This window comes from Streptomyces sp. B93 (assembly GCF_018070565.1).
Taxonomy (GTDB): Bacteria; Actinomycetota; Actinomycetes; order Streptomycetales; family Streptomycetaceae; genus Streptomyces.
Map to the genome: position 1 here is coordinate 112,330 of NZ_JAGPXL010000014.1, position 21,731 is coordinate 134,060.

Below are 21,731 nucleotides of genomic sequence, written 5' to 3' on the forward strand. Positions count from 1 at the left end.
ACCTCGCCCGCTTCAGCATCAACCAGATGACGGTCAAGCAGCTCACCCTGCCCGAACTCGCCGACACCTGCGGGGTGCTGGGCGTCCGCAACGTCGGCCTGTGGCGCGAACCCGTCCAGCGGTACGGCGTCGAGGCCGCCGCCAAGCTGGTCCGCGACGCGGGCCTGACCGTGACCACCCTCTGCCGCGGCGGCTTCCTCACCGCCCTCGACGCCGAGGCACGCGCGCGTGCCCTCGACGACAACCGCCGCGCCGTCGACGAGGCGGTGACGCTGGGCACCGACACCCTCGTCCTGGTCTCCGGCGGCCTCCCACCCGGCTCCAAGGACCTGCACGGCGCCCGCGAACGCATCGCCGACGCGCTGGCCGAGCTGGGCCCCTACGCGGAGTCCCATGGCGTACGGCTGGCCATCGAACCGCTGCACCCCATGTACGCCGCCGACCGCTGCGTCGTCTCCACCCTGACCCAGGCCCTCGACCTCGCCGAGCGCTTCCCCGCCCACCAGGTCGGCGTCACCGTCGACACGTACCACATCTGGTGGGACGACCGGGCGCCCGAGCAGATCGCCCGCGCGGGCGCGAGCGGCCGTATCCACACCTTCCAGCTCGCCGACTGGACCACTCCGCTGCCGGAGGGCGTCCTCAACGGCCGCGGGCAGATCGGGGACGGCTCGATCGACATGCGGGAGTGGAAGGGGTACGTGGAGGCGGCGGGGTACACCGGCGCCATCGAGGTGGAATTGTTCAACGATCCCCTGTGGGCACGGGACGGGCGGGAGGTGCTGGAGGAGACGGCGGCGCGGTTCGTGGAGCATGTGATGCGTTGAGTCGTTCAACGAGGATCGTTCAACAATCCTTATGAGCCGACGGCCGAGTGAGGATCGTTCAACGATCCCCTTGTCTCGTTCAACGATCCTCACGGCGGCGGGAGCAGCGGCCCCAGCGGCCCCAGGTCCAGGTTGAGGTCCTCCAGCGTGAGGCCGTACCGGTCGCACAGCTCGGCCATCCTGTCGTGCAGGACCATCAGCGTCAGGCCCAGCCGCTCCTCCTGCTCCTCCGTCAGCCCGCCCTCGTCGACCCGGCGCAGCGCCTGCCGCTCCATCAACTGGCGCAGCAGCTCGACGATGGTCAGGACCAGCCTGACCAGGTCCCGTTCCACGGTGTCCGGATCGGTGCGCAGCCGGTGCGCCGCACTCCGCCCGGCCGGAGGCTCCACGAGGTCCTCCGGCCGGGCGGGCAACAGCGAGAACGCGCGCGAGGCCGCGTCGGCGACCTCCCGCAGCCGGTCAGCCGGGTCCGTCACGGTCGCCGTCGCCTTCCGTGAGCGCCCGGCCCGGCGGTATCAGGGCCCACTGCTCGTCCATCTGCTCGCGGACGGAGACGATCACCGCACGCAGCGAGATCCGCACCAGGTCGATGTCCGCGATCGACAGCACCAGATCACCGGTCAGCACGACCCCGCCGCTCAGCAGCCGGTCCAGCAGGTCGATCAGCGCGACCTGCCGCCCGGAGACGGGCCGGTCGTCGTACGGGCCGTAGGAGCCGTACGCGTCCTCGGGGCCGTGTCCGTTCACCGTTGCGGCACCTCCTCCTGCGCCGGGGGCGCGGCGAAGGAGTACGGCGCCCAGGGGCCGGTGACCTCCACCCGGACCCCGGGCAGGCCGTCGGCGGCGTGCCGCATGCGGTCGCGGAACTCCCCGGCGAGGTGGCGAGGCACGAGGTAGGCGTCGTTGGCGACGTTCTCGGCGGTCCCACCGGTCCCGTCCGGCAGCTGGGCGAGGTCGCCCTGCTGCGGCCGGTGCCGGGCGCGTTCGACGGCGACGGCACGCGCGAGTTCCTCGGTGCGCCTTACCGCCTCCTGGGCGGACCGCCAGGTGTCCTCCCGTTCCTGGCGCAGCCTGCGGCGGCTGCGGAGGTACGCGCGTCCGGCGTCGGGGCCGCTGTGCGCGACCGGTGCGGGCGCGGCCGGGGGCGCGCTCTCGGCGTACACCTTCACACCCCACTCCTCGTGGTCCGCGAACCGTTCGAGGAGCGTGGTGAAGGCCGTCTCGCGCTGCCCGAGCATCGCCGCGACCCGCGCCTCGTCGAGGTAGACGGTCGCCAGCCGCAGGGGCAGGACGGTGGTGCGTGCCGCCAGGGCCTCGATGACGGAGTGGTGCGCCCGCGCGGTCGTCTCCAGCCAGTCCAGGTCCTCCAGACGCGACTTCAGGGCGGCCTCGGAGAACTCCCCGGCGGGCACCGTCCCCACCACGGCGGCCAGCGCGCCGGAGCGTACGTGCGCGACCGGCGCCCCCGCCACGCCGTGCAGCCCCGTCAGCGCGCCCGGATCGGCGACGGCGGACGCCGGGACGACGGCGTACACGTAGGTCAGCTGCCCGGTCACGACTCTCGGCTCCGGTCCTCCCGGCGTTTGCGGCGGGGCGCGTCGTCGCGGGACCTGCGGGGCGGCTCGGACGGTTCGGGGAGCTGCCGGCGCAGTTCCTGGATCTCGGCGCGCAGTCGCCGGTTCTGTTCCTCCAGGGAGCGGCGGCCGTCCGCGCGTGAGGACAGCGCGGGATCGTGCTCCCACCAGTCGATGCCGATCTCCCGCGCCTTGTCGACCGACGCCACCAGCAGCCGCAGCTTGATCGTGAGCAGCTCGATGTCGAGCAGGTTGATCTTGATGTCGCCGACGATGACGATGCCCTTGTCGAGCACACGCTCCAGGATGTCGGCGAGGTTGGCGCTGGAACCCTGGCCGTACGGATAGACGGACCTCGACGGTGTGGGGGCGGGGGAATCGGGGTGCGTCACCGGGGTGCCTCCTCCTCGTCCTCGTCCTCGTCGTAGTCGTCCTCGCCTTCGTCCTCGTCGTACTCGTCCTCTTCGTCGTGCTCGGTCTCGTCCGTCCCCTCGGCCTCTTCGTCCCCTTCCTCCTCCTCCGCTTCCTCCGCCCCCCGTACGACCTCGCCGTCGCGGATCTCCCCGCGCCAGCCTCCGGTGGCCTCGCCGCGCATCATGACGAACGTGCGGTAGAGCTTCAGGTCGAGGCGGGCGCGGCGGCCCTGCGCCCGCACCAGGTTGCCGGTCTTCTCGAACAGGCCGCTGGGGAAGTACTGGAGGACCAGCAGCACCTTGGTGAGGTTCTCGCCGAGCGGGTGGAAGGTCACCACGCCCTTGGTGGTCCCCTTGGGTCCCTCGGACGTCCAGGCGATCCGCTCGTCCGGCACCTGCTCGGTGACGACACCCCGCCACCGGCGGTTGGACTTGGCGACCTTCACCTGCCACTCGGTGGTCGTGTCGTCCTTCCGCTGGACGTCGACCACGCCCTTGGCGAACCGGCCGAACTCCTGGAACTGCGTCCACTGGTTGTACGCCTCGCGCACTGGCACGCCGACGTCGATGTCCTCGATGATGGCGATGCTCTTGCCGGTGCCTCCCCCGGACCCCTCGGCGCGCTTCTTGCCGGTGGCCTCCTTCGCCTTGTCCAGCACCGCGTCCTTGGCGTGGGATGCGGCCGAGGTGGCCGACGGGAGGAGGTCCTTGGGGTCGAGGCGCGGACTCAGGTGCGGGCGGCGCAGGTGGCCCTCGCCGAGACGGCGCGCTCCCGAGCCCATCTTCTGGCCCGCGCCCTGGAGCATCGTCTGGAGCCGCGCCTCTATGTACTGCTGCAGCTCCTCCTTGAGGTGGGCGGTGCCGGGGTTCTGCTGGACCTGCTCACGGAGCTTGCCCTCAGCCATCGCCCTGCCTCCTCGACCTCGAGGCGGCCACCGTCTTCTTGCGCGGCGGACTGGAACGCTTCTTGGGCGTTTCGCGCTTCGGCGTCTCGTCCTCTGCTGTCTTGTCCTTCGGCGTCTCGTCCTGCGCTGTCTCTTCCTCCGGCGCTTCGCCCTCCGCCGGCTCGTCCGGGGGCTCCTCCTCGAGTCCTTCCCCGGGTTCCTGCGCGTCGCGTCCCTGGTCCCGCAGCCCCGCCGTCCGTTCGTGCAGCGCGTCGGCGAGGTGGTCGGCCTTCGCGGTGAGGACGGAGCTGGCCGCCGCCTTGCCCGCTTCGGACAGCTCGGTGCGCACCTGCCCGGTGATGTTGTGGAGGAAGGGCGAGTCGAGGGCCTTGCCGAACTGTCCCGGCCGGACCCGCGATCCGGCCAGCAGGGCGCCGAGGCTGATGGCGAGCTTGCCCTTCTTCGTCCGGCCGAGCACATAGCCGCCCAGGACGGCCGCGCCGATCTTGGCGTTGTTCATGATCCGTCTTCTTTCCGTGCCCCTCACAGCCCCGGCTGCGCGCCGCGCTGGAGCTGGTGGACCCTGATCTCCTCCAGGCGGTGCAGCAGTGCCTCCTCGTGCCGTGCGAACTCCTCGTCGTCGATCTGTCCCTCGTCCCGGGCCCGTTCCAGGCTGATGAGCGCCTCCTGCACGGGGGCCGGGTCGTAGTACTCCTCCTCGGCGGCGCGGACGACCTTGTCGATCACCCAGCCGACGCCCCGGAAGGGCGCGAGCGGCAGCGTCACGATGCCCACGACCAGTCCCACTGGTGAACCTCCTCGGTCAGGCGAAGCTGTACGGCGGGAGGGGGCCGCGCAGCCGGAGTTCGACACCGTCGCCGAGCCGTCCGGCCACGTCGTCTCCCACGCGGGCGAAGTCCTCGGCGCGGTCGTCGGGGATCAGGAAGGAGGCGCTGACGAAGTACTGCTGGGAGGGCGGGGAGAGCTTCTCGGCGAGCGCCAGCGGGCGCAGCGCGGTCAGCACCTCGGCGGCCAGCGCCTCCTGCCGTACCTGGACCTGCTCGGCGAGGAGTTGTCCGAGGGCCAGCCGGTCCTCGTAGGTGCCACCGCCGTCGCGGGTCGCCGCGTTGAGGGCGCGGGCCTGCTCGGAGTCGGTCAGGACGGCGCGCAGCACCGTGTCCTCGTCCTGGACACCCTTGACGTTGAACTCCACGCGTCCGGCGAGTTCGTCCAGGCGCTGGGTGAAGGGTTCGGCGCGTTCGTCGAGCACCGCGCGTACGGCGTCCTCGTCGGGAGCGACGTATCCGAAGCCGAGGGGGAGGACCGTGCCGTCGGCCCACAGGGTCTCCAGGATCTCCTGGTGGGCGGCCAGGGCCTCGCGGGAGACGCCCAGTTGTCCGGGGGCCTCGCTGACCACGGCGCACAGGTCGCCGCTGCGTACCGTGCGCACTTCTGTGGGCGCCGCGCCGACACCCTTGGCGCCCTCCAGCCGCAGTGGGTGTGACGCCTTGGTGATCCCGTACACGTACAGCGACATGGGGCGCTTCACTCCTCCCGGTCCTTGGAGGAACGGCGGCCGGAACCGCGTTCCGCGCGCTCGTGCTGCTTCTCACGCCCGGACCGGCGCTCGTCCCGTTCGTCGTCGTGCCCTTTCTGGAGCGACTCGGTGACGGCCTGGACCGCGCCGGTCAGCGCCCCCTTGCTCTTGCCGCGGGCGCCCCCCTCGGTGGTGTCCTCGACGATGTCGGACAGTTGTGCGGGCGCCTTGCGTCCGGCTTCGAGGTCCAGCCGGTTGCAGGCCTCCGCGAAGCGCAGATACGTGTCGACGCTGGCGACGACGACCCGGGCGTCGATCTTCACCAGCTCGATGCCGACCAGTGACACCCGCGCGAACGCGTCGATGACCAGGCCCCGGTCGAGGACGAGTTCCAGTACGTCGTAGAGATTGCCCGAACCACCGGAACCGGTGGATACGGCTCCCCCATTGCCCTGCGGCACCACAGTCACGGGGTTCCCCTTACCGGTTGTGCGTGTCGATCAGCGTCTGTCCCTGTCGACCTGTGAGCGCGTGTACCGGCGGCCGCGTTCGTACCCCAGCAGCTTGCCCGCGGGATCGAGAACGACCTGGTAGCTGGCCATCACACTGGTCGTCTCCGGGATGCGCTCCAGCTCCACGACCTCGACATCGGCCTCCCAGCCCTGCTCGGTCGGCTTCAGCGCGGAAACCGACTCGGGGGCCCGTCCGAGCAACTCGGTGAGCTGTTCGGCCGCGTTGCGCATGGCCTCAGCGGCGGAGACCCGTTCGTCGTCGGTCATCGGTTCGCTCCACCCTCCATCATCGACCTTGCTCGGGTCATATGCCAGTCCGGAAATTCCGGTAGTCCGGCGCAACCATCCCGGCGGCCGGTGGGTCGTAGTGGGCGTCAGGGCCTCTGGAGGGGGATTCCGGGGGGAATCCGGGGGGATCTTGGGAGGCCCTGAAGGGGAGGGAAGGAAAAGGGGAGGGAACCCGAGGGGGCCGGTCGACGGACCGGCCCCCTCGAAGTGCCCTTGAGCTTCCCCCCGGTGCTTCCAGGCCGCCTCCCCCTCGTGCCGCTACGGCTCCCCTACCCCCGTCCCGCTACGGCTCCCCGACCTCCGCGGCCGTCGGATACGACTCCTGCGCCCCCGCCCTGGTGACCGCCGCCGCGCCCACCCGTGCCGCGTAGGCCGCCGCCCGCGCGAGCGGCTCGCCCGCCCCGAGCCGCCAGGCCAGCGCCGCGGTGAACGCGTCGCCCGCGCCGGTGGTGTCCACCACGTCGACCGGCACCGACGGCACATGGACGACCCCCTCCCCGGACGCCACCAGCGCGCCTTCGGCGCCGAGGGTGACGACCACCGAGCGGGGGCCCTTGGCGAGCAGCAGCCGCGCCCAGTCCCCGGGGGCGTCGCTGACACAGGCCGCGCCAAGGATGACGCGGGCCTCGTGCTCGTTGACGATCAGCGGGTCGCAGGCGCCCAGCACCTCGCCGGGCAGCCGCCGGGGCGGCGACGGGTTCAGCACGAAGCGGCTGCCGGGCGCCAGGCTCCTCACCACCGCCACGACCGTCTCCAGCGGGATCTCCAACTGCGTCGAGACGACCCGGGAGGCATGGAAGAGGCTGGCCGCGGCCCGTACGTCGGCGGGGGTGAGCTTCCCGTTGGCGCCGGGCGACACCACGATGCTGTTGTCCCCGGACGGGTCCACGGTGATCAGCGCGACGCCGGTCGGCGCCCCGCCCACCAGCACGCCCACCGTGTCCACCCCGGCCGCCCGCTGCGAGTCCAGCAGCAGCCGTCCGTACGCGTCGTCGCCGACCCTGGCCAGCAGGGCCGTACGCGCCCCGAGCCGGGCGGCGGCGACGGCCTGGTTGGCGCCCTTGCCGCCGGGGTGGACGGCGAGGTCCGAGCCGAGCACCGTCTCCCCGGCGTCCGGCCGCCGCTCGACGGCGATCACCAGGTCGGCGTTGGCCGATCCCACCACCAGCAGGTCGTAGTGGTACATCAGCACCCTCTCTCCGTACGGGGCTCCGGCAGGCGTCCCCGTGCACTGTCAGTCGCACCCGCTACGGTCGGATCATGTCCAATGAGGCGGGGAACGCGCAGGGGGAACGGCGATCGGCCGTCCTCGAAGGCGTCCTGGAGCGGATCACCTACGCCAACGAGGAGAACGGCTACACGGTCGCGCGCGTCGACACCGGCAGAGGCGCCGGCGATCTGCTCACGGTCGTCGGCGCGCTGCTCGGCGCCCAGGTCGGGGAGTCGCTGCGGATGGAGGGCCGCTGGGGCTCCCACCCGCAGTACGGCAAGCAGTTCACGGTGGAGAACTACACGACGGTCCTCCCGGCCACCGTCCAGGGCATCCGCCGCTATCTCGGCTCCGGCCTGGTCAAGGGCATCGGCCCGGTCTTCGCCGACCGCATCACCCAGCACTTCGGCCTGGACACCCTGAAGATCATCGAGGAGGAGCCCAAGCGTCTGATCGAGGTCCCCGGCCTCGGCCCCAAGCGGACCAAGAAGATCGCCGACGCCTGGGAGGAACAGAAGGCGATCAAGGAGGTGATGCTGTTCCTCCAGACCGTGGAGGTCTCCACCTCCATCGCGGTGCGCATCTACAAGAAGTACGGCGACGCCTCCATCTCCGTCGTCAGGAACCAGCCCTACCGGCTGGCCGCCGACGTCTGGGGCATCGGCTTCCTCACCGCCGACAAGATCGCCCAGTCCGTCGGCATCCCCCACGACAGCCCGGAGCGCGTCAAGGCGGGCCTCCAGTACGCGCTGTCGCAGTCCACCGACCAGGGCCACTGCTTCCTCCCCGAGGAGCGGCTGATCGCCGACGCGGTCAAGCTGCTCCAGGTCGACACCGGCCTGGTCATCGACTGCCTCGCGGAGCTGGCGCAGCCCCCGGAGGACGGCGCCGACCCCGGGGTCGTACGAGAACAGGTGCCCGGCCCCGACGGCGCCTCCGAGCCCGTCACCGCCGTCTACCTGGTCCCCTTCCACCGCGCCGAACTCTCCCTCTCCGCCCAGCTGCTGCGCCTGCTGCGCACCGACGAGGACCGGATGCCGGGCTTTGGGGACGTCGCCTGGGACAAGGCGCTGAGCTGGCTGAAGGGCCGTACGGGCGCTGAGCTGGCGCCCGAGCAGGAGGCGGCCGTCAAGCTGGCGCTGACCGAGAAGGTCGCCGTCCTCACCGGCGGTCCGGGCTGCGGCAAGTCCTTCACGGTCCGCTCGGTCGTGGAGCTGGCCCGCGCCAAGAAGGCGAAGGTGGTGCTGGCCGCGCCCACCGGCCGGGCCGCCAAGCGGCTCGCGGAGCTGACCGGCGCCGAGGCGTCCACCGTGCACCGGCTCCTCGAACTGAAGCCGGGCGGTGACGCGGCGTACGACAAGGACCGTCCGCTGGACGCCGATCTGGTGGTCGTCGACGAGGCGTCGATGCTGGATCTGCTGCTGGCCAACAAGCTGGTCAAGGCGGTGCCGCCGGGCGCGCACCTGCTGTTCGTCGGCGATGTCGACCAGCTGCCCAGCGTCGGCGCGGGCGAGGTGCTGCGCGATCTGCTGGCCGACGGCAGCCCGGTCCCGGCGGTGCGGCTCACGCGTGTGTTCCGCCAGGCCCAGCAGTCCGGCGTGGTGACCAACGCGCACCGGATCAACGCGGGGCAGCATCCGGTGACCGACGGCCTGAAGGACTTCTTCCTCTTCGTGGAGGACGACACGGAGGAAGCGGGACGGCTGACGGTGGACGTGGCGGCCCGCCGTATCCCGGCGAAGTTCGGGCTGGACCCGCGCCGGGACGTGCAGGTCCTGGCCCCTATGCACCGCGGACCGGCCGGGGCGGGCACGCTCAACGGCCTGCTCCAGCAGGCCATCACCCCGGGCCGCCCGGACCTTCCCGAGCGGCGGTTCGGCGGCCGGGTGTTCCGTGTCGGCGACAAGGTCACCCAGATCCGCAACAATTACGAGAAGGGCAAGAACGGGGTCTTCAACGGCACCGTGGGCGTGGTCACCTCGCTCGACCCGGTCGAGCAGCGGCTGACGGTGCTGACGGACGAGGACGAGGAGGTTCCGTATGACTTCGACGAACTGGACGAACTGGCGCACGCGTACGCGGTGACCATCCACCGCTCGCAGGGCAGTGAGTACCCGGCGGTCGTCATCCCGGTGACCACGGGCGCCTGGATGATGCTCCAGCGCAATCTGCTCTACACGGCGGTCACCCGCGCCAAGCGCCTGGTCGTGCTCGTCGGCTCCCGCAAGGCGATCGGACAGGCGGTGCGCACGGTGTCGGCGGGGCGGCGCTGCACGGCGCTGGACTTCCGTCTCTCGCCGCGCCACGCGGGCCGGTGAGAACGGCCTTTCGGGTCGTGAAGGGCGCACCGGGCAAAAAATGATCGATCAAACGAGTCGTGAAGGTCACAGAGCACTTCCGGATGCGGAAGCGAGCGTGCAGGATGGGCAAGTTGGCGGCACTCAGTGCCGCCAATAAGCCCAATGGTCGACCCCGAGTGCACTCTCCTGAGCCAAATGGGGGATGGTAGAGACAGTCAGGGCACCTCGAAGATGAGGCACTACGTCGGTGAGGGAAGACGTGAGCGACAACTCTGTAGTACTGCGGTACGACGGCAGCGAGTACACCTACCCGGTGATCGACAGCACCGTCGGGGACAAGGGCTTCGACATCGGGAAGCTCCGGGCCCAGACCGGTCTGGTGACCCTGGACAGCGGGTACGGCAACACCGCCGCGTACAAATCCGCCGTCACCTACCTCGACGGCGAGGCGGGCATCCTGCGGTACCGCGGCTACCCGATCGAGCAGCTGGCCGAGCGCTCCACCTTCCTCGAGGTGGCGTACCTGCTGATCAACGGTGAGCTGCCGACCGTCGACGAGCTGTCCGGCTTCAAGAACGACATCACGCAGCACACCCTGCTGCACGAGGACGTCAAGAACTTCTACCGGGGCTTCCCGCGCGACGCCCACCCGATGGCCATGCTGTCGTCGGTCGTCTCCGCGCTGTCCACCTTCTACCAGGACAGCCACAACCCGTTCGACGAGCAGCAGCGCAACCTCTCCACCATCCGTCTGCTCGCCAAGCTCCCGACGATCGCGGCCTACGCGTACAAGAAGTCCGTCGGCCACCCGTTCGTCTACCCGCGCAACGACCTCGGCTACGTCGAGAACTTCCTGCGGATGACCTTCTCGGTCCCCGCACAGGAGTACGACCTGGACCCGATCGTGGTCTCGGCGCTGGACAAACTGCTGATCCTGCACGCCGACCACGAGCAGAACTGCTCGACCTCCACGGTCCGCCTGGTCGGCTCCTCGCAGGCGAACATGTTCGCCTCGATCTCCGCCGGCATCAACGCGCTGTGGGGCCCGCTGCACGGCGGCGCCAACCAGTCCGTGCTGGAGATGCTGGAAGGCATCCGCGACGCGGGCGGCGACGTCGACTCCTTCATCCGCAAGGTGAAGAACAAGGAGGACGGCGTCCGTCTGATGGGCTTCGGCCACCGGGTCTACAAGAACTTCGACCCGCGCGCCAAGATCATCAAGGCGGCGGCGCACGACGTCCTCTCCGCGCTCGGCAAGTCCGACGAGCTGCTGGACATCGCGCTGAAGCTGGAGGAGCACGCGCTCTCCGACGACTACTTCGTCTCGCGCAGCCTCTACCCGAACGTCGACTTCTACACCGGTCTGATCTACCGGGCCATGGGCTTCCCGACCGAGATGTTCACGGTCCTGTTCGCCCTCGGCCGCCTCCCGGGCTGGATCGCCCAGTGGCACGAGATGATCAAGGAGCCGGGTTCCCGCATCGGCCGTCCGCGCCAGATCTACACCGGCGTGGTCGAGCGTGACTTCGTCCCCGTCGAGGAGCGCTGAGCCGCACCCGCACCCGCACGCGCAGGTCCCGCATCCGACTCCTGGGGTGCGGGACCTTCTGCGTACCACTGCGGCTTGAGTACGGGTGGGCGGGCGGCGGGAACGGCAGAAGGCGCCCCGGTGCGTCAGTCCCCCCACGGGCCGACGACCAGGGCGCCTTCCCATGTCCCGGTGCGGATTCCCCCCACGGGATCCGGCCGGGCGCTTGTGAGGACCAGCGCCTGAATCGCTGTGTTGCTGCCGTACTGCTTTCGTACCGCTGTGTTGTTGCCGTACTGCCTGCGGTCTGCCGGGGACACGCACGCTGGGGTGGCCGCTCAAAGCTCCCCGGTGTACGTGCCCCGGCAACGCAATCTCCGAGGAAGTCCCCCAAGACATCCTCGGAAGTGCCAGCCAACGCCCCCCAAGACGCTGTCTGACATCGCCAACTTAGACCTTCGAACCCCTTCGATGGTTACGTTCACATCACTGTGATCTGCGTCTCTTGCATTTGTCCTATTAGGTGCACAAGAGGCCCGATTCGGTGAACGGGGCTCAAGCGTAAGGAAGATGCGCGAGCCTTGTGAAGAGCTTATGTGAGGGTCGCGCCGGACTCCAGAGGGATCCCGGACCGAAAAGTGCGCAGCCGCAGACTGTTCGTCACCACGAACACCGAGGAGAACGCCATCGCCGCCCCCGCGATCATCGGGTTGAGCAGCCCGGCCGCGGCCAGCGGCAGCGCGGCCACGTTGTAACCGAACGCCCATACGAGATTGCCCTTGATGGTGGCGAGCGTGCGCCGGGACAGCCGGATGGCGTCCGCCGCCGCCCGCAGGTCACCGCGGACCAGCGTCAGGTCGCCCGCCTCGATCGCGGCGTCGGTGCCCGTGCCCAGGGCCAGCCCCAGGTCGGCGGCGGCCAGCGCGGCGGCGTCGTTGACCCCGTCGCCGACCATGGCGACGACCCGTCCCTCGCGCTGCAACCGCCGTACGGCGTCGACCTTGTCCTCGGGGAGCACCTCGGCGATCACCTCGCCGATGCCGACCTCCGCGGCCACCGCCTCGGCCACCGTCCGGTTGTCCCCGGTCAGCAGGACCGGCGTCAGCCCCAGCGCGCGCAGCTGGCGCACCGCCTCGGCGCTGGTCCCCTTGACCGCGTCGGCGACGGCGAGCACCCCGCGCGCCCGCCCGTCCCAGCCGACCACGACGGCCGTGCGTCCGGCTCGCTCGGCCCGCTCCCGGGCCCGGGCCAGCTCCTCGGGGACCTCGTCGAAGAGACGGCCGACGGCCACCTCCTTGGCCTCCACGCGCCCGCGTACGCCCCTGCCGGGGACGTTCTCGAAGCCCTCGGCCCCCGGCAGCGGGCCGACCCGCTCCTCGGCCCCCGCGGCCACCGCGCGGGCGACGGGGTGCTCGGAGGCGTGCTCCAGGGCGCCCGCGAGCCGCAGCACCTCCTTGTCGTCGGTGTCCTCGGCGGCGTACACCTCCCGCAGGGTCATCCGGCCGGTGGTGACGGTGCCGGTCTTGTCGAGGACGACGGTGTCGACGCGCCGGGTGGACTCCAGCACCTCCGGTCCCTTGATCAGGATGCCGAGCTGGGCGCCGCGCCCGGTGCCGACCATGAGCGCGGTCGGCGTGGCCAGGCCCAGGGCGCACGGGCAGGCGATGATCAGTACGGCGACGGCGGCGGTGAACGCGGCGACGGTGTCCCCGGTGCCGCCCAGCCAGCCGCCGAAGGTGGCGGTGGCGATCAGCAGCACGACCGGTACGAAGACGGCGGAGACCCGGTCGGCGAGCCGCTGCACCTCGGCCTTGCCGTTCTGCGCGTCCTCGACCAGCTTGGCCATCCGCGCGAGCTGGGTGTCGGCGCCGACCCGGGTGGCCTCGACGACCAGCCGTCCCCCGGCGTTGACGGTCGCGCCGGTCACGGTGTCGCCGACGGTCACGTCCACCGGCGCGGACTCGCCGGTGAGCATGGAGGCGTCGACGGCGGAGGCGCCCTCGGCCACGGTGCCGTCGGTGGCGATCTTCTCGCCGGGGCGTACGACGAACCGGTCCCCGACCGCCAGTTCGGCGACCGGGACACGGACCTCACGCCCGGCCCGCAGTACGGCCACGTCCTTGGTGCCCAGCTCCATCAGCGCCCGCAGCGCGGCGCCCGCGCGGCGCTTGGAGCGGGCCTCCAGATAGCGGCCGAGGAGCAGGAAGGCGGTGACTCCGGCGGCGACCTCCAGATAGATCGTCGAGGCACCGTCGGCGCGGGAGACGGTGAGGTCGAAGCCGTGCCGCATGCCGGGCATGCCCGCGTCACCGAGGAAGAGCGCCCACAGCGACCAGCCGAACGCGGCGAGGGTGCCGACCGACACCAGGGTGTCCATGGTGGCGGCGGCGTGCCGGGCGTTGGTCCAGGCGGCCCGGTGGAAGGGCCAGCCGCCCCAGACGACGACCGGGGCGGCGAGCGTGAGGGAGAGCCACTGCCAGTTGTCGAACTGGAGGGAGGGGACCATCGCCAGCAGGATCACGGGGACGGCGAGCGCCACGGAGACCAGCAGCCGCTGGCGCAGGGTGTCGAGTTCGGGGTCGCCGGTGCGCTGTTCCGGCTCCGAGGCCTCCGGCTGCGGGGGCGCGGGTTCCTCGGCGGTGTAACCGGTCTTCACGACGGTGGCGATCAGGTCGGCGACCTCGGTCCCGGCCGGGTAGCTGACCCGGGCCTTCTCCGTCGCGTAGTTGACGGTGGCCGTGACGCCGTCCATGCGGTTGAGCTTCTTCTCGATGCGGGCCGCGCAGGAGGCGCAGGTCATCCCGCCGATGAGCAGCTCGACCTCGGCGCCGGGCGCCGGGGCGGCGGCTATGCCGACTGCCGCGGAGGTGGTGCTGGTGCTGCTGGTCATGCCCGGGCTCCAGAAGGGGGGGACCGGGCCGTACGGGGCGCGGGGCGTCGGGTACGGCCCGGTGCCGGAAGGGGTGTGCGGCGGGCCCGCGCGGGCGGGCCCGGGGGTGCGTCAGGCCTTGCCGACCAGTTCGTAGCCCGCCTCGTCGACGGCCTCGCGCACGGCGTCCTCGTCGAGCGGGGCGGCGGAGACGACGGTGACCTCGCCGGACGCGGCCACGGCCTGTACGGAGCCGACGCCGGGCAGCTTGGCCAGCTCGCCGGAGACGGCGCCCTCGCAGTGCCCGCAGCTCATCCCGCTCACCTTGTAGACGGTGGTGACGGAACCCTGGGTGTCGGTCTGGGCGGTCATGTCGTTACTCCTCGTCGAGGCGTGTGGGTCCGAGGTGACCCCGGGGGAGGGGTCACGATGTCCACACTATACCCCTAGGGGGTATGAATCCAAGAGGGGTCGCGCCGTGTCCCGGCACCCATCGGCTCCAGGTAGCGGGTCAGTACGTCCTTGATCTCCTGGACGTACGCGTCCCGCTCGGCGCCCTCGTGGGCCAGGACCAGCTCCAGGCCCGCCTTGTAGACGCCCAGGGAGACCTGTGCGACGCGGGTGATGTCGGCCGGGGGCCGGTCCGGGAGCAGGGAGGCGAGCAGTCCCTCGATCCGGCTGAGCAGGGTCGCGTGCAGGGCGTCGTGCTGTTCGGCGACCCGGCCCGGGATGTCGGGGCCGTGCATCAGCGCGAAGAACTCGGGGTGTTCGCAGTTGAACGTGATGAACCGGTCGACCGCGGCGCCGATGGCCTCCGCCATCGGGGTCGCGGGGTCGACGGGCGCGAGCGCCTCACCGTAGGTCTCCCGCATCTCGTGCATCAGGCGGCTGCCCAGCTCGATCGCGATCGCTTCCTTGTTCGGGAAGAACTGGTACAGCGTGCCGGGCGAGACGCCCGCCTCGCGGGCGATGGCGTTGGTGCTGGCGGCGGTGTAGCCGGTCGTGCAGAACACGCTCGCGGCGGCCTCCAGCAGCTGCGCGATCCGGCGCTCGCCGCGGGCCTGGCGGCGGCGCGGTCTGTCCTTGGCCTCTTCGGACTCTTGCGTCCCTGGTTCCGCTCGCTCCTCGGACACGCGTTATCCCCAGCTCTCCGAACGCGATTGACAAACACGAGTGACCGCTCGCATTCTTGAGAAACGCGAGCGACGACTCGTGTTTGCCAGTCTATGGCAATGACACTCCCATGCTGCCTGCTCGTACGCCGGGGCAGCTGGGCCCACGGTGAAGGGGACACCGCAGGATGACCGAAGTCAAAAGTCCGGCCCCGGCCGACAGGTCCGGGGCCGGCGGCTCCCGTGCCGACGACTCCCGGGCCGGCCGGCCCCGGGTCGGGGGATGGACCCGCCTCGTGACCGCCCGCCCGCGGCTGTCGCTGCTCGCGGCCCTCGTGGTGACCCTGCTCGCCGTCCTCGCGGGCGGCGGGGTCGCCGACCGGCTGGGCAGCGGCGGCTGGGAGGACCCGGCCGCCGAGTCGACCTACGCCACCAAGGCCCTGGAGCGCGAGTTCCCCGGCTCCCAGCCCAATCTGCTGCTGCTCGTCGACGCGGGCCGCGCCTCGGTGGACGACCCGGCGGTCGCGGCCGAGGCCGAGCGCCTCGCCGACCGGCTCGCCGCCGAGGAGGGCATCACGGGCGTCGGCTCCTACTGGGACACCCGCTCCCCGGCCCTGCGCGCGGAGGACGGCCGCCAGGCGCTGATCGCCGCCCGGATCACCGGCGACGAGACCACCGCGGGCGAGACCCTGGAGCGCGTCGCACCCCACTTCCGCGGCGCCCAGGGCCCGGTGGAGGTCCAGATCGGCGGCATCGTCGCCGTGCGCCACGACATGCAGACGATCATCCAGGAGGACCTGCTGCGGGCCGAGATGATCGCCCTGCCGGTGACCCTGGTGCTGCTGGTCATGGTCTTCGGCAGCGCCGTCGCCGCCCTGCTGCCGCTCGGCATCGGCATCGTGGCGATCCTCGGGACCAACGCCGTGCTGCGCGGCCTCACCGAGATCACCGATGTCTCGGTCTTCGCGCTCAACCTGACCACCGCGCTCGGCCTGGGCCTCGCCATCGACTACGCCCTGTTCATCGTCCGCCGCTTCCGCGAGGAACTGTCCGGCGGCGCCGACCCGCTCACCGCCGTGGCCACCACCCTGCGCACGGCGGGCCGCACGGTCCTGTTCTCCGCCCTCACGGTCGCGGTGTCCCTGGTGGCGATGCTGCTGTTCCCGCAGTACTTCCTGCGGTCCTTCGCCTACTCCGGCATCGCCGTCGTCCTGCTGGCCGCGGCCGCCGCCCTCATCCTGCTCCCGGCGGCCCTGGTGCTCCTCGGCCACCGCGTCAACTCCCTCGACCTGCGCCGGCTGTTCCGGCGCGGCCGGGAGCGGACACCGGACGCCGAGGAGGGCCGGGGCTGGGCCCGCACGGCAGGCCTGGTGATGCGCCGGGCGCCCTTCTTCGCACTCGGCACCACAGCCGTCCTGGTCCTGCTCGGACTGCCCTTCCTGGGCGTGAAGTTCGGCACCGCCGACGACCGTCAGCTGCCGTCCGGTGCCGAGTCGCACATCGTGCAGCAGTACCTCCGCGACGGCTTCCCCGGCAGCCCCGGCGGCGGCCTGGAGATCCTCGCCGAAGGCCGCGCCACCGAGGCCCAGTACACCGACTACAAGGAGCGCCTCGCCGTCCTGCCGGAGGTCCTCCGGGTGGACGGCCCGCTGGTCAAGGGCGACTCCGCGTACTTCACGGTGCAGCCGGCGGGCGAGGCCGTCGATGAACCGGCCCAGCGCCTGGTGAGCGACATCCGCGCCACCGACGCCCCCTTCGACACCTCCGTCACCGGCACCGCCGCCGTCCTGGTCGACACCAAGGACGCGATAGGGGAGCAGCTGCCCTGGGCCGCGCTCTTCATCACCGTGGTCACGCTGATCCTGGTCTTCCTGCTCACCGGAAGCGTGCTGATACCCCTCCAGGCCGTGCTGCTCAACGCCCTCAGCCTGACCGCCATGTTCGGCGCCGTGGTCTGGGTCTTCCAGGACGGCCACCTCTCCGGCCTGCTCGGCTTCACCAGCCCCGGCTCCATAGAGACGACCCTTCCCGTCCTGATGTTCTGCGTCGCCTTCGGTCTCTCCATGGACTACGGCGTGTTCCTGCTCTCCCGCATCAAGGAGGAGTACGACCACACCGGCGACCACCAGCAGGCCGTACGGCACGGCCTCCAGCGCACCGGCGGCCTGATCACCGCGGCGGCGGTCATCCTGGCGGTGGTGATGGTCGCCATCGGCACCTCCCGGGTCACCAACACCAAGATGCTCGGCCTGGGCACCGCGCTGGCCGTGCTGATGGACGCCATGGTCGTACGGAGCCTGCTGGTACCGGCGGTGATGCGGCTGACGGGCCGCGCCACCTGGTGGGCTCCGGCACCGCTGCGGCGCCTGCACGCCCGGTTCGGGCTGAGCGAAGGGGAGCCGACGGCGGCCGACAGCCCGGCCGAGCAGCGGCGCGAGGCGGACCGAGAGGCGGACCGGGAGGGGGACAAGGTGACGGCGGGCGGTTAGCGTCTCGCTGTACATACCACCGAACTGGTAGGTACTGGCGCGAGGGAGAGAACGGATGCGGGCTGTGGTGTTCGAGCGGTTCGGGGAGCCGGCCGAGGTGCGGGACGTCCCCGATCCGCGGCCCGCGGAGCACGGCGTCGTGGTGCGGGTCGAGGCCACCGGCCTGTGCCGCAGCGACTGGCACGGCTGGCAGGGCCACGACCCGGACATCACCCTGCCGCACGTGCCCGGGCATGAACTCGCCGGGGTCGTCGAGGCGGTCGGCGCGCGGGTCACCGGCTGGCGGCCCGGCGACCGGGTCACCGTGCCGTTCGTCTGCGCCTGCGGCGGCTGCCCGTCCTGCGCGGCCGGTGACCAGCAGGTGTGCGAGCGGCAGACCCAGCCCGGCTTCACCCACTGGGGTTCCTTCGCCGAGTACGTGGCGCTGGACCACGCCGATGTGAACCTCGTCGCCGTGCCCGAGGAGCTGACCTTCGCGACGGCGGCCTCCCTGGGCTGCCGGTTCGCCACGGCCTTCCGCGCGGTCGTGCAGCAGGGCCGGGTCGCCGCGGGGGAGTGGGTGGCGGTGCACGGCTGCGGGGGAGTCGGTCTGTCGGCGGTGATGATCGCCGCCGCGGCCGGAGCCCGGGTGGTGGCCGTCGACGTGTCGCCGACCGCGCTGGACCTGGCGCGCAAGTTCGGCGCGGCGCACGTCGTGGACGCCGCGCACACCGACGACACCGCGCGGGCCGTCCGGGAACTGACCGGCGGCGGCGCCCATCTCTCCCTGGACGCCCTCGGCTCGCCCGTGACCTGCGCCGCCTCCGTGAACGGCCTGCGCCGCCGGGGCCGCCACCTCCAGGTCGGCCTGCTGCCCTCGGCCGACGGCACCACGCCCGTGCCGATGGCCCGCGCGGTCGCCCTGGAGCTGGAACTGCTCGGCAGCCACGGCATGGCCGCCCACACCTACCCGCCGCTGCTGGACCTCGTGCGCTCCGGCACCCTGCGCCCCGACCTCCTGGTCACCTCGGCGATAGGCCTGGACGCGGTCCCCCAAGCGCTCGCCGCGCTGGGCTCGGCACCGGGCGCGGGTGTGACGGTCATCGAGCCGTGGAGCCGCTGACCTCGGCGGCCCGCAGGGCGGCCCACTCCCGGTCCAGCAGGCCCATCACGACCTCGTCCACCCACACCCCGTCCCGCGGCTCTACCTCCCGCCGCACCCCCTCGACCACGAACCCGGCCTTCTCGTAGACGCGCAGGGCGCGGTGGTTGAAGGCGTAGACGTCCAGCTGGATGCGGTGCAGGCCCAGGCGCTCGAAGCCATGGCCGACGATCAGACGCGTCGCCTCCGTGCCCAGCCCCCTGCCCCGGCCGCGCGGTCCGAGCAGGGTGCGGAAGGTGCAGCTACGGCCCGCGGGGTCGTACTCGTGCAGGACGACCTCGCCGACCACCTCCCCGCTCGCCCGGTCGGTCACCGCCAGGTCGAGGCGGTCGGGCTGGTCGGCGCGGGTGGCGTACCAGGAGCGGACGCGCTCCGGGGTGAGTTCGGACGGCGGGGCGCCGGTGAAGCGGACGACCTCGGGATCGCCGATGATCTGCCACATCACCTCGGCGTCCTCGGCGGTGAAGGGCCGCAGCACGGTCTTCGCACCGGTGAGGACGGGTTTCTCGGAGAAGCTGGATGGGCCCATCCCCGGATCCTGCGCCGCCCACCGCCGCCGGGGCAATCGGGTTAGCCGCGTCGGCCGGGTGGCGGGGCGCTTGAGCCCGGTCGGGCGTCAGTCCGGTCGGCGCCCCCGGTTGCCCGGCCGGGAGGCGACCCAGGCGCGGACGGTGTCGGCGTACCAGTAGGGCTTGCCGCCCTCCACATGGTCGGGTGGCGGCAGCAGACCGTGTTTGCGGTAGGAGCGCACGGTGTCGGGCTGCACCCGGATGTGTGCCGCGATCTCCTTGTAGGACCAGAGCCTTCGGTCGGTCATGAGTCGCACCTCCCTGCGCGTGCCACGGCGGCGGCCGGGGGCGGCCGTCGGGGGAGCCGGGCGTTGCGCTGGCGTTCACCAAGCCTGTGCCCGGTCAACGACGGAGAGTGACCACGGAGAGGGGCTGTCGGCCGGGTGTGACGGGGGACCCGCGTACCCGGGACATGTGTGACACGGGGGTGGTGTTTGTGACAGAGGTGCGGCACAGGCGTACGCCGGTCTCTGGGCGGGGCGTGTTGACATCGGGCCTCCCGCCCGTGTCGGTGGGCCACCCGCCATATCTAGTCAGTATGTCCGGACAAAATATTGACAGGGCGCCCCGTGCGGAGCTAGAAACCGTGGAGAACCAGTGCGAGCGCGCGAAGAGCACCGCGAAGGGGACTCGATGGCGTACGACCTGATCACGATGGGGCGGATCGGGGTGGACCTGTACCCGTTGCAGACGGGCGTTCCGCTCCCGCGGGTGACGTCCTTCGGCAAGTTCCTCGGCGGTTCGGCGACGAACGTGGCGGTCGCCGCCGCCCGACTCGGCCGCCGTACGGCGGTGGTCACCCGCACCGGCGACGACCCGTTCGGGACCTATCTCCACGAGGCCCTGCGCGGCTTCGGCGTCGACGACCGCTGGGTCACCCCGGTCGCCGGACTGCCCACCCCGGTCACCTTCTGCGAGGTGTTCCCGCCGGACGACTTCCCGCTCTACTTCTACCGGCGGCCCAAGGCGCCGGACCTGGAGATCGCCGCCGACGACCTCGACCTGGACGCCGTCCGGGAGGCGGGGATCTTCTGGGTCACCGGCACCGGCCTGAGCGAGGAGCCCAGCCGCACCGCCACCCTCGCGGCGCTCGCGCACCGCGCGAAGTCCGGCACGACGGTGTTCGACCTCGACTGGCGCCCGATGTTCTGGAGCGACCCGGAGACGGCCCGCCCGTTCTACGCCGAGGCCCTGCGCCACACCACCGTCGCGGTCGGCAACCTCGACGAGGTGGAGATCGCCACCGGCCTGCGCGACCCGCACGCCGCCGCCCGCGCCCTGCTCGCCGCCGGGGTGGAACTGGCCGTCGTCAAACAGGGCCCCAAGGGCGTCCTCGCCGTCAGCGCCGACGGTGAGAGCGCCGAGGTCCCGCCGCTGCCCGTGACCGTCCTCAACGGACTCGGTGCCGGGGACGCCTTCGGCGGCTCCCTCTGCCACGGCCTGCTGAGCGGCTGGAGCCTGGAGCGGACCATGCGGCACGCCAACGCCGCCGGAGCCATCGTCGCCTCCCGCCTGGAGTGCTCGTCGGCGATGCCGACCCCGGACGAGGTCGAGGCCGCGCTCGCCGCGGGAGAGGTCCGATGAGCGTCGACATCGCGGACCTGGTCCGCACCCGTACCCGCCACCCGGAGGCCATCGCCGAGGCCGCCGCCCGCCGCCCGCGCCGCCCGCTGCTCGGCGCGAGCGACCGTCTGATGATCGTCGCCGCCGATCACCCGGCCCGGGGCGCGCTAGGCGTCGGCGACCGCAAGTTCGCCATGGCCAACCGCGCCGACCTGCTCGAACGCCTCTGCCTCGCGCTGTCGCGCCCCGGTGTGGACGGCGTCCTCGCCACCGCCGACATCCTCGACGACCTGCTGCTGCTCGGCGCCCTCGACCACAAGGTGGTCATGGGCTCGATGAACCGCGGCGGACTTCAGGGCGCCGCCTTCGAACTCGACGACCGCTTCACCGGCCACCGCCCCGAGGACATCCAGCGGCTCGGTTTCGACGCGGGCAAGCTGCTGCTCCGTATCGACTACAGCGACCCCGGCTCGCTGACCACGCTGGAGGCCACCGCCCGCGCGGTCGACGCGATGGCGGCGCGCAGGCTGCCGGTCTTCGTGGAGCCGTTCATCTCCCGCCGCGACGATCGGGGGCGGCTGCGCAACGACCTGTCCGCCGACGCCGTCACCCGGTCCATCGCCATAGCCTCCGGACTCGGCGGCAGCTCGGCGTACACCTGGCTGAAGGTGCCGGTGACCGACAACCCTGACGACATGGCCCGGGTGATGGAGACCTCGACCCTGCCCGCCGTGCTGCTCGGCGGCGACGTCGGCGACAAGCCGGACGACCAGGCGGGGGCGTACGAGAAGTGGCGTGGCGCGCTCCAGCTGCCCACCGTGCGGGGGCTGGTGGTGGGCCGCTCGTTGCTGTATCCGGCGGACGGTGATGTGGCCGCCGCCGTGGACACCGCCGTCGGACTGCTGTGAGGGCCGT

The 21,731-nt window shown here is 71.7% G+C and carries 23 protein-coding genes; 7 read left to right on the top strand and 16 right to left on the bottom strand.

What is annotated here, in order from left to right; all coding sequences use genetic code 11:
• Positions 1–26 precede the first annotated feature (26 nt).
• Positions 27–827: a sugar phosphate isomerase/epimerase gene (locus tag KBY47_RS16455; protein WP_210921948.1), complete on the top strand. Its 801-nt coding sequence runs from the start codon at positions 27–29 to the stop codon at positions 825–827.
• A gap of 89 nt (positions 828–916) precedes the next feature.
• Here the strand turns inward: KBY47_RS16455 and KBY47_RS16460 are convergent, their stop codons facing one another.
• The 11 genes from KBY47_RS16460 to KBY47_RS16510 all read right to left on the bottom strand — a co-directional run bounded on the left by KBY47_RS16460 (position 917) and on the right by KBY47_RS16510 (position 7,221).
• Positions 917–1,303, bottom strand: coding sequence for a gas vesicle protein K (locus KBY47_RS16460; protein ID WP_210921872.1), 387 nt, complete (start codon positions 1,301–1,303; stop codon positions 917–919).
• Positions 1,287–1,574, bottom strand: a complete 288-nt coding sequence (locus KBY47_RS16465; RefSeq protein ID WP_210921873.1) for a gas vesicle protein — start codon at positions 1,572–1,574, stop codon at positions 1,287–1,289. Before KBY47_RS16465 ends, KBY47_RS16460 begins: the two co-directional genes overlap by 17 nt.
• Positions 1,571–2,383 carry a GvpL/GvpF family gas vesicle protein gene (locus KBY47_RS16470; RefSeq protein WP_210921874.1) on the bottom strand — a complete coding sequence of 271 codons (813 nt, stop codon included), beginning with the start codon at positions 2,381–2,383 and terminating at the stop codon, positions 1,571–1,573. Before KBY47_RS16470 ends, KBY47_RS16465 begins: the two co-directional genes overlap by 4 nt.
• On the bottom strand, positions 2,380–2,793 hold the full coding sequence (gvpJ, locus tag KBY47_RS16475; protein WP_210921875.1) for a gas vesicle protein: 414 nt from the start codon (positions 2,791–2,793) through the stop codon (positions 2,380–2,382). Before gvpJ ends, KBY47_RS16470 begins: the two co-directional genes overlap by 4 nt.
• The gene (locus KBY47_RS16480) at positions 2,790–3,719 is read right to left on the bottom strand and encodes an SRPBCC family protein (protein WP_210921876.1); all 930 of its coding nucleotides are present in this window, start codon (positions 3,717–3,719) and stop codon (positions 2,790–2,792) included. Before KBY47_RS16480 ends, gvpJ begins: the two co-directional genes overlap by 4 nt.
• A complete protein-coding gene (locus KBY47_RS16485) occupies positions 3,712–4,218 on the bottom strand; it encodes an ABC transporter substrate-binding protein (protein WP_210921877.1) in 507 nt (168 codons plus the stop codon). Before KBY47_RS16485 ends, KBY47_RS16480 begins: the two co-directional genes overlap by 8 nt.
• A 23-nt stretch (positions 4,219–4,241) precedes the next feature.
• Positions 4,242–4,505 (bottom strand): gas vesicle protein GvpG, encoded by a 264-nt coding sequence (locus tag KBY47_RS16490; protein ID WP_210921878.1) that lies wholly within the window; start codon positions 4,503–4,505, stop codon positions 4,242–4,244.
• A gap of 16 nt (positions 4,506–4,521) precedes the next feature.
• On the bottom strand, positions 4,522–5,235 hold the full coding sequence (locus tag KBY47_RS16495) for a GvpL/GvpF family gas vesicle protein (protein WP_247694788.1): 714 nt from the start codon (positions 5,233–5,235) through the stop codon (positions 4,522–4,524).
• Between the two features lie 8 nt (positions 5,236–5,243).
• Positions 5,244–5,705 (bottom strand): gas vesicle structural protein GvpA, encoded by a 462-nt coding sequence (locus KBY47_RS16500; protein WP_210921880.1) that lies wholly within the window; start codon positions 5,703–5,705, stop codon positions 5,244–5,246.
• 30 nt (positions 5,706–5,735) lie between these two features.
• The gene (locus tag KBY47_RS16505; RefSeq protein ID WP_210921881.1) at positions 5,736–6,014 is read right to left on the bottom strand and encodes a gas vesicle protein; all 279 of its coding nucleotides are present in this window, start codon (positions 6,012–6,014) and stop codon (positions 5,736–5,738) included.
• Between the two features lie 304 nt (positions 6,015–6,318).
• On the bottom strand, positions 6,319–7,221 hold the full coding sequence (locus tag KBY47_RS16510) for a ribokinase (protein WP_210921882.1): 903 nt from the start codon (positions 7,219–7,221) through the stop codon (positions 6,319–6,321).
• Between the two features lie 74 nt (positions 7,222–7,295).
• Here KBY47_RS16510 and KBY47_RS16515 point away from each other — a divergent pair, with 74 nt between their 5' ends.
• Both KBY47_RS16515 and KBY47_RS16520 read left to right on the top strand, forming a co-directional pair.
• Positions 7,296–9,563: an ATP-dependent RecD-like DNA helicase gene (locus tag KBY47_RS16515; RefSeq protein ID WP_210921883.1), complete on the top strand. Its 2,268-nt coding sequence runs from the start codon at positions 7,296–7,298 to the stop codon at positions 9,561–9,563.
• 241 nt (positions 9,564–9,804) lie between these two features.
• A complete protein-coding gene (locus tag KBY47_RS16520) occupies positions 9,805–11,094 on the top strand; it encodes a citrate synthase (RefSeq protein ID WP_210921884.1) in 1,290 nt (429 codons plus the stop codon).
• A gap of 571 nt (positions 11,095–11,665) precedes the next feature.
• On the opposite strand, the gene KBY47_RS16525 is transcribed toward KBY47_RS16520, so the two are convergent.
• The 3 genes from KBY47_RS16525 to KBY47_RS16535 all read right to left on the bottom strand — a co-directional run bounded on the left by KBY47_RS16525 (position 11,666) and on the right by KBY47_RS16535 (position 15,075).
• Positions 11,666–13,963 (bottom strand): cation-translocating P-type ATPase, encoded by a 2,298-nt coding sequence (locus tag KBY47_RS16525; protein ID WP_210921885.1) that lies wholly within the window; start codon positions 13,961–13,963, stop codon positions 11,666–11,668.
• Between the two features lie 111 nt (positions 13,964–14,074).
• Positions 14,075–14,314, bottom strand: coding sequence for a heavy-metal-associated domain-containing protein (locus KBY47_RS16530; RefSeq protein WP_210921886.1), 240 nt, complete (start codon positions 14,312–14,314; stop codon positions 14,075–14,077).
• A 74-nt stretch (positions 14,315–14,388) separates the two neighbouring features.
• The gene (locus KBY47_RS16535; protein ID WP_210921887.1) at positions 14,389–15,075 is read right to left on the bottom strand and encodes a TetR/AcrR family transcriptional regulator; all 687 of its coding nucleotides are present in this window, start codon (positions 15,073–15,075) and stop codon (positions 14,389–14,391) included.
• A 167-nt stretch (positions 15,076–15,242) separates the two neighbouring features.
• On the opposite strand from KBY47_RS16535, the gene KBY47_RS16540 reads away from it, so the two are divergent.
• Together KBY47_RS16540 and KBY47_RS16545 are read left to right on the top strand one after the other, a co-directional pair.
• Positions 15,243–17,543 (top strand): MMPL family transporter, encoded by a 2,301-nt coding sequence (locus KBY47_RS16540; protein ID WP_210921888.1) that lies wholly within the window; start codon positions 15,243–15,245, stop codon positions 17,541–17,543.
• Positions 17,544–17,598: 55 nt separating this feature from the next.
• On the top strand, positions 17,599–18,645 hold the full coding sequence (locus KBY47_RS16545; RefSeq protein ID WP_210921889.1) for a zinc-dependent alcohol dehydrogenase family protein: 1,047 nt from the start codon (positions 17,599–17,601) through the stop codon (positions 18,643–18,645).
• Here KBY47_RS16545 and KBY47_RS16550 read toward each other — a convergent pair.
• Both KBY47_RS16550 and KBY47_RS16555 read right to left on the bottom strand, forming a co-directional pair.
• A complete protein-coding gene (locus KBY47_RS16550; RefSeq protein WP_210921890.1) occupies positions 18,623–19,213 on the bottom strand; it encodes a GNAT family N-acetyltransferase in 591 nt (196 codons plus the stop codon). The genes KBY47_RS16545 and KBY47_RS16550 overlap by 23 nt on opposite strands.
• A gap of 87 nt (positions 19,214–19,300) precedes the next feature.
• On the bottom strand, positions 19,301–19,501 hold the full coding sequence (locus KBY47_RS16555; RefSeq protein ID WP_210921891.1) for an AlpA family transcriptional regulator: 201 nt from the start codon (positions 19,499–19,501) through the stop codon (positions 19,301–19,303).
• A gap of 385 nt (positions 19,502–19,886) precedes the next feature.
• Here KBY47_RS16555 and iolC point away from each other — a divergent pair, with 385 nt between their 5' ends.
• On the top strand, positions 19,887–20,837 hold the full coding sequence (iolC, locus tag KBY47_RS16560) for a 5-dehydro-2-deoxygluconokinase (protein ID WP_210921949.1): 951 nt from the start codon (positions 19,887–19,889) through the stop codon (positions 20,835–20,837).
• Positions 20,834–21,724, top strand: coding sequence for a deoxyribose-phosphate aldolase (locus KBY47_RS16565; protein ID WP_210921892.1), 891 nt, complete (start codon positions 20,834–20,836; stop codon positions 21,722–21,724). Before iolC ends, KBY47_RS16565 begins: the two co-directional genes overlap by 4 nt.
• Positions 21,725–21,731: the final 7 nt, after the last annotated feature.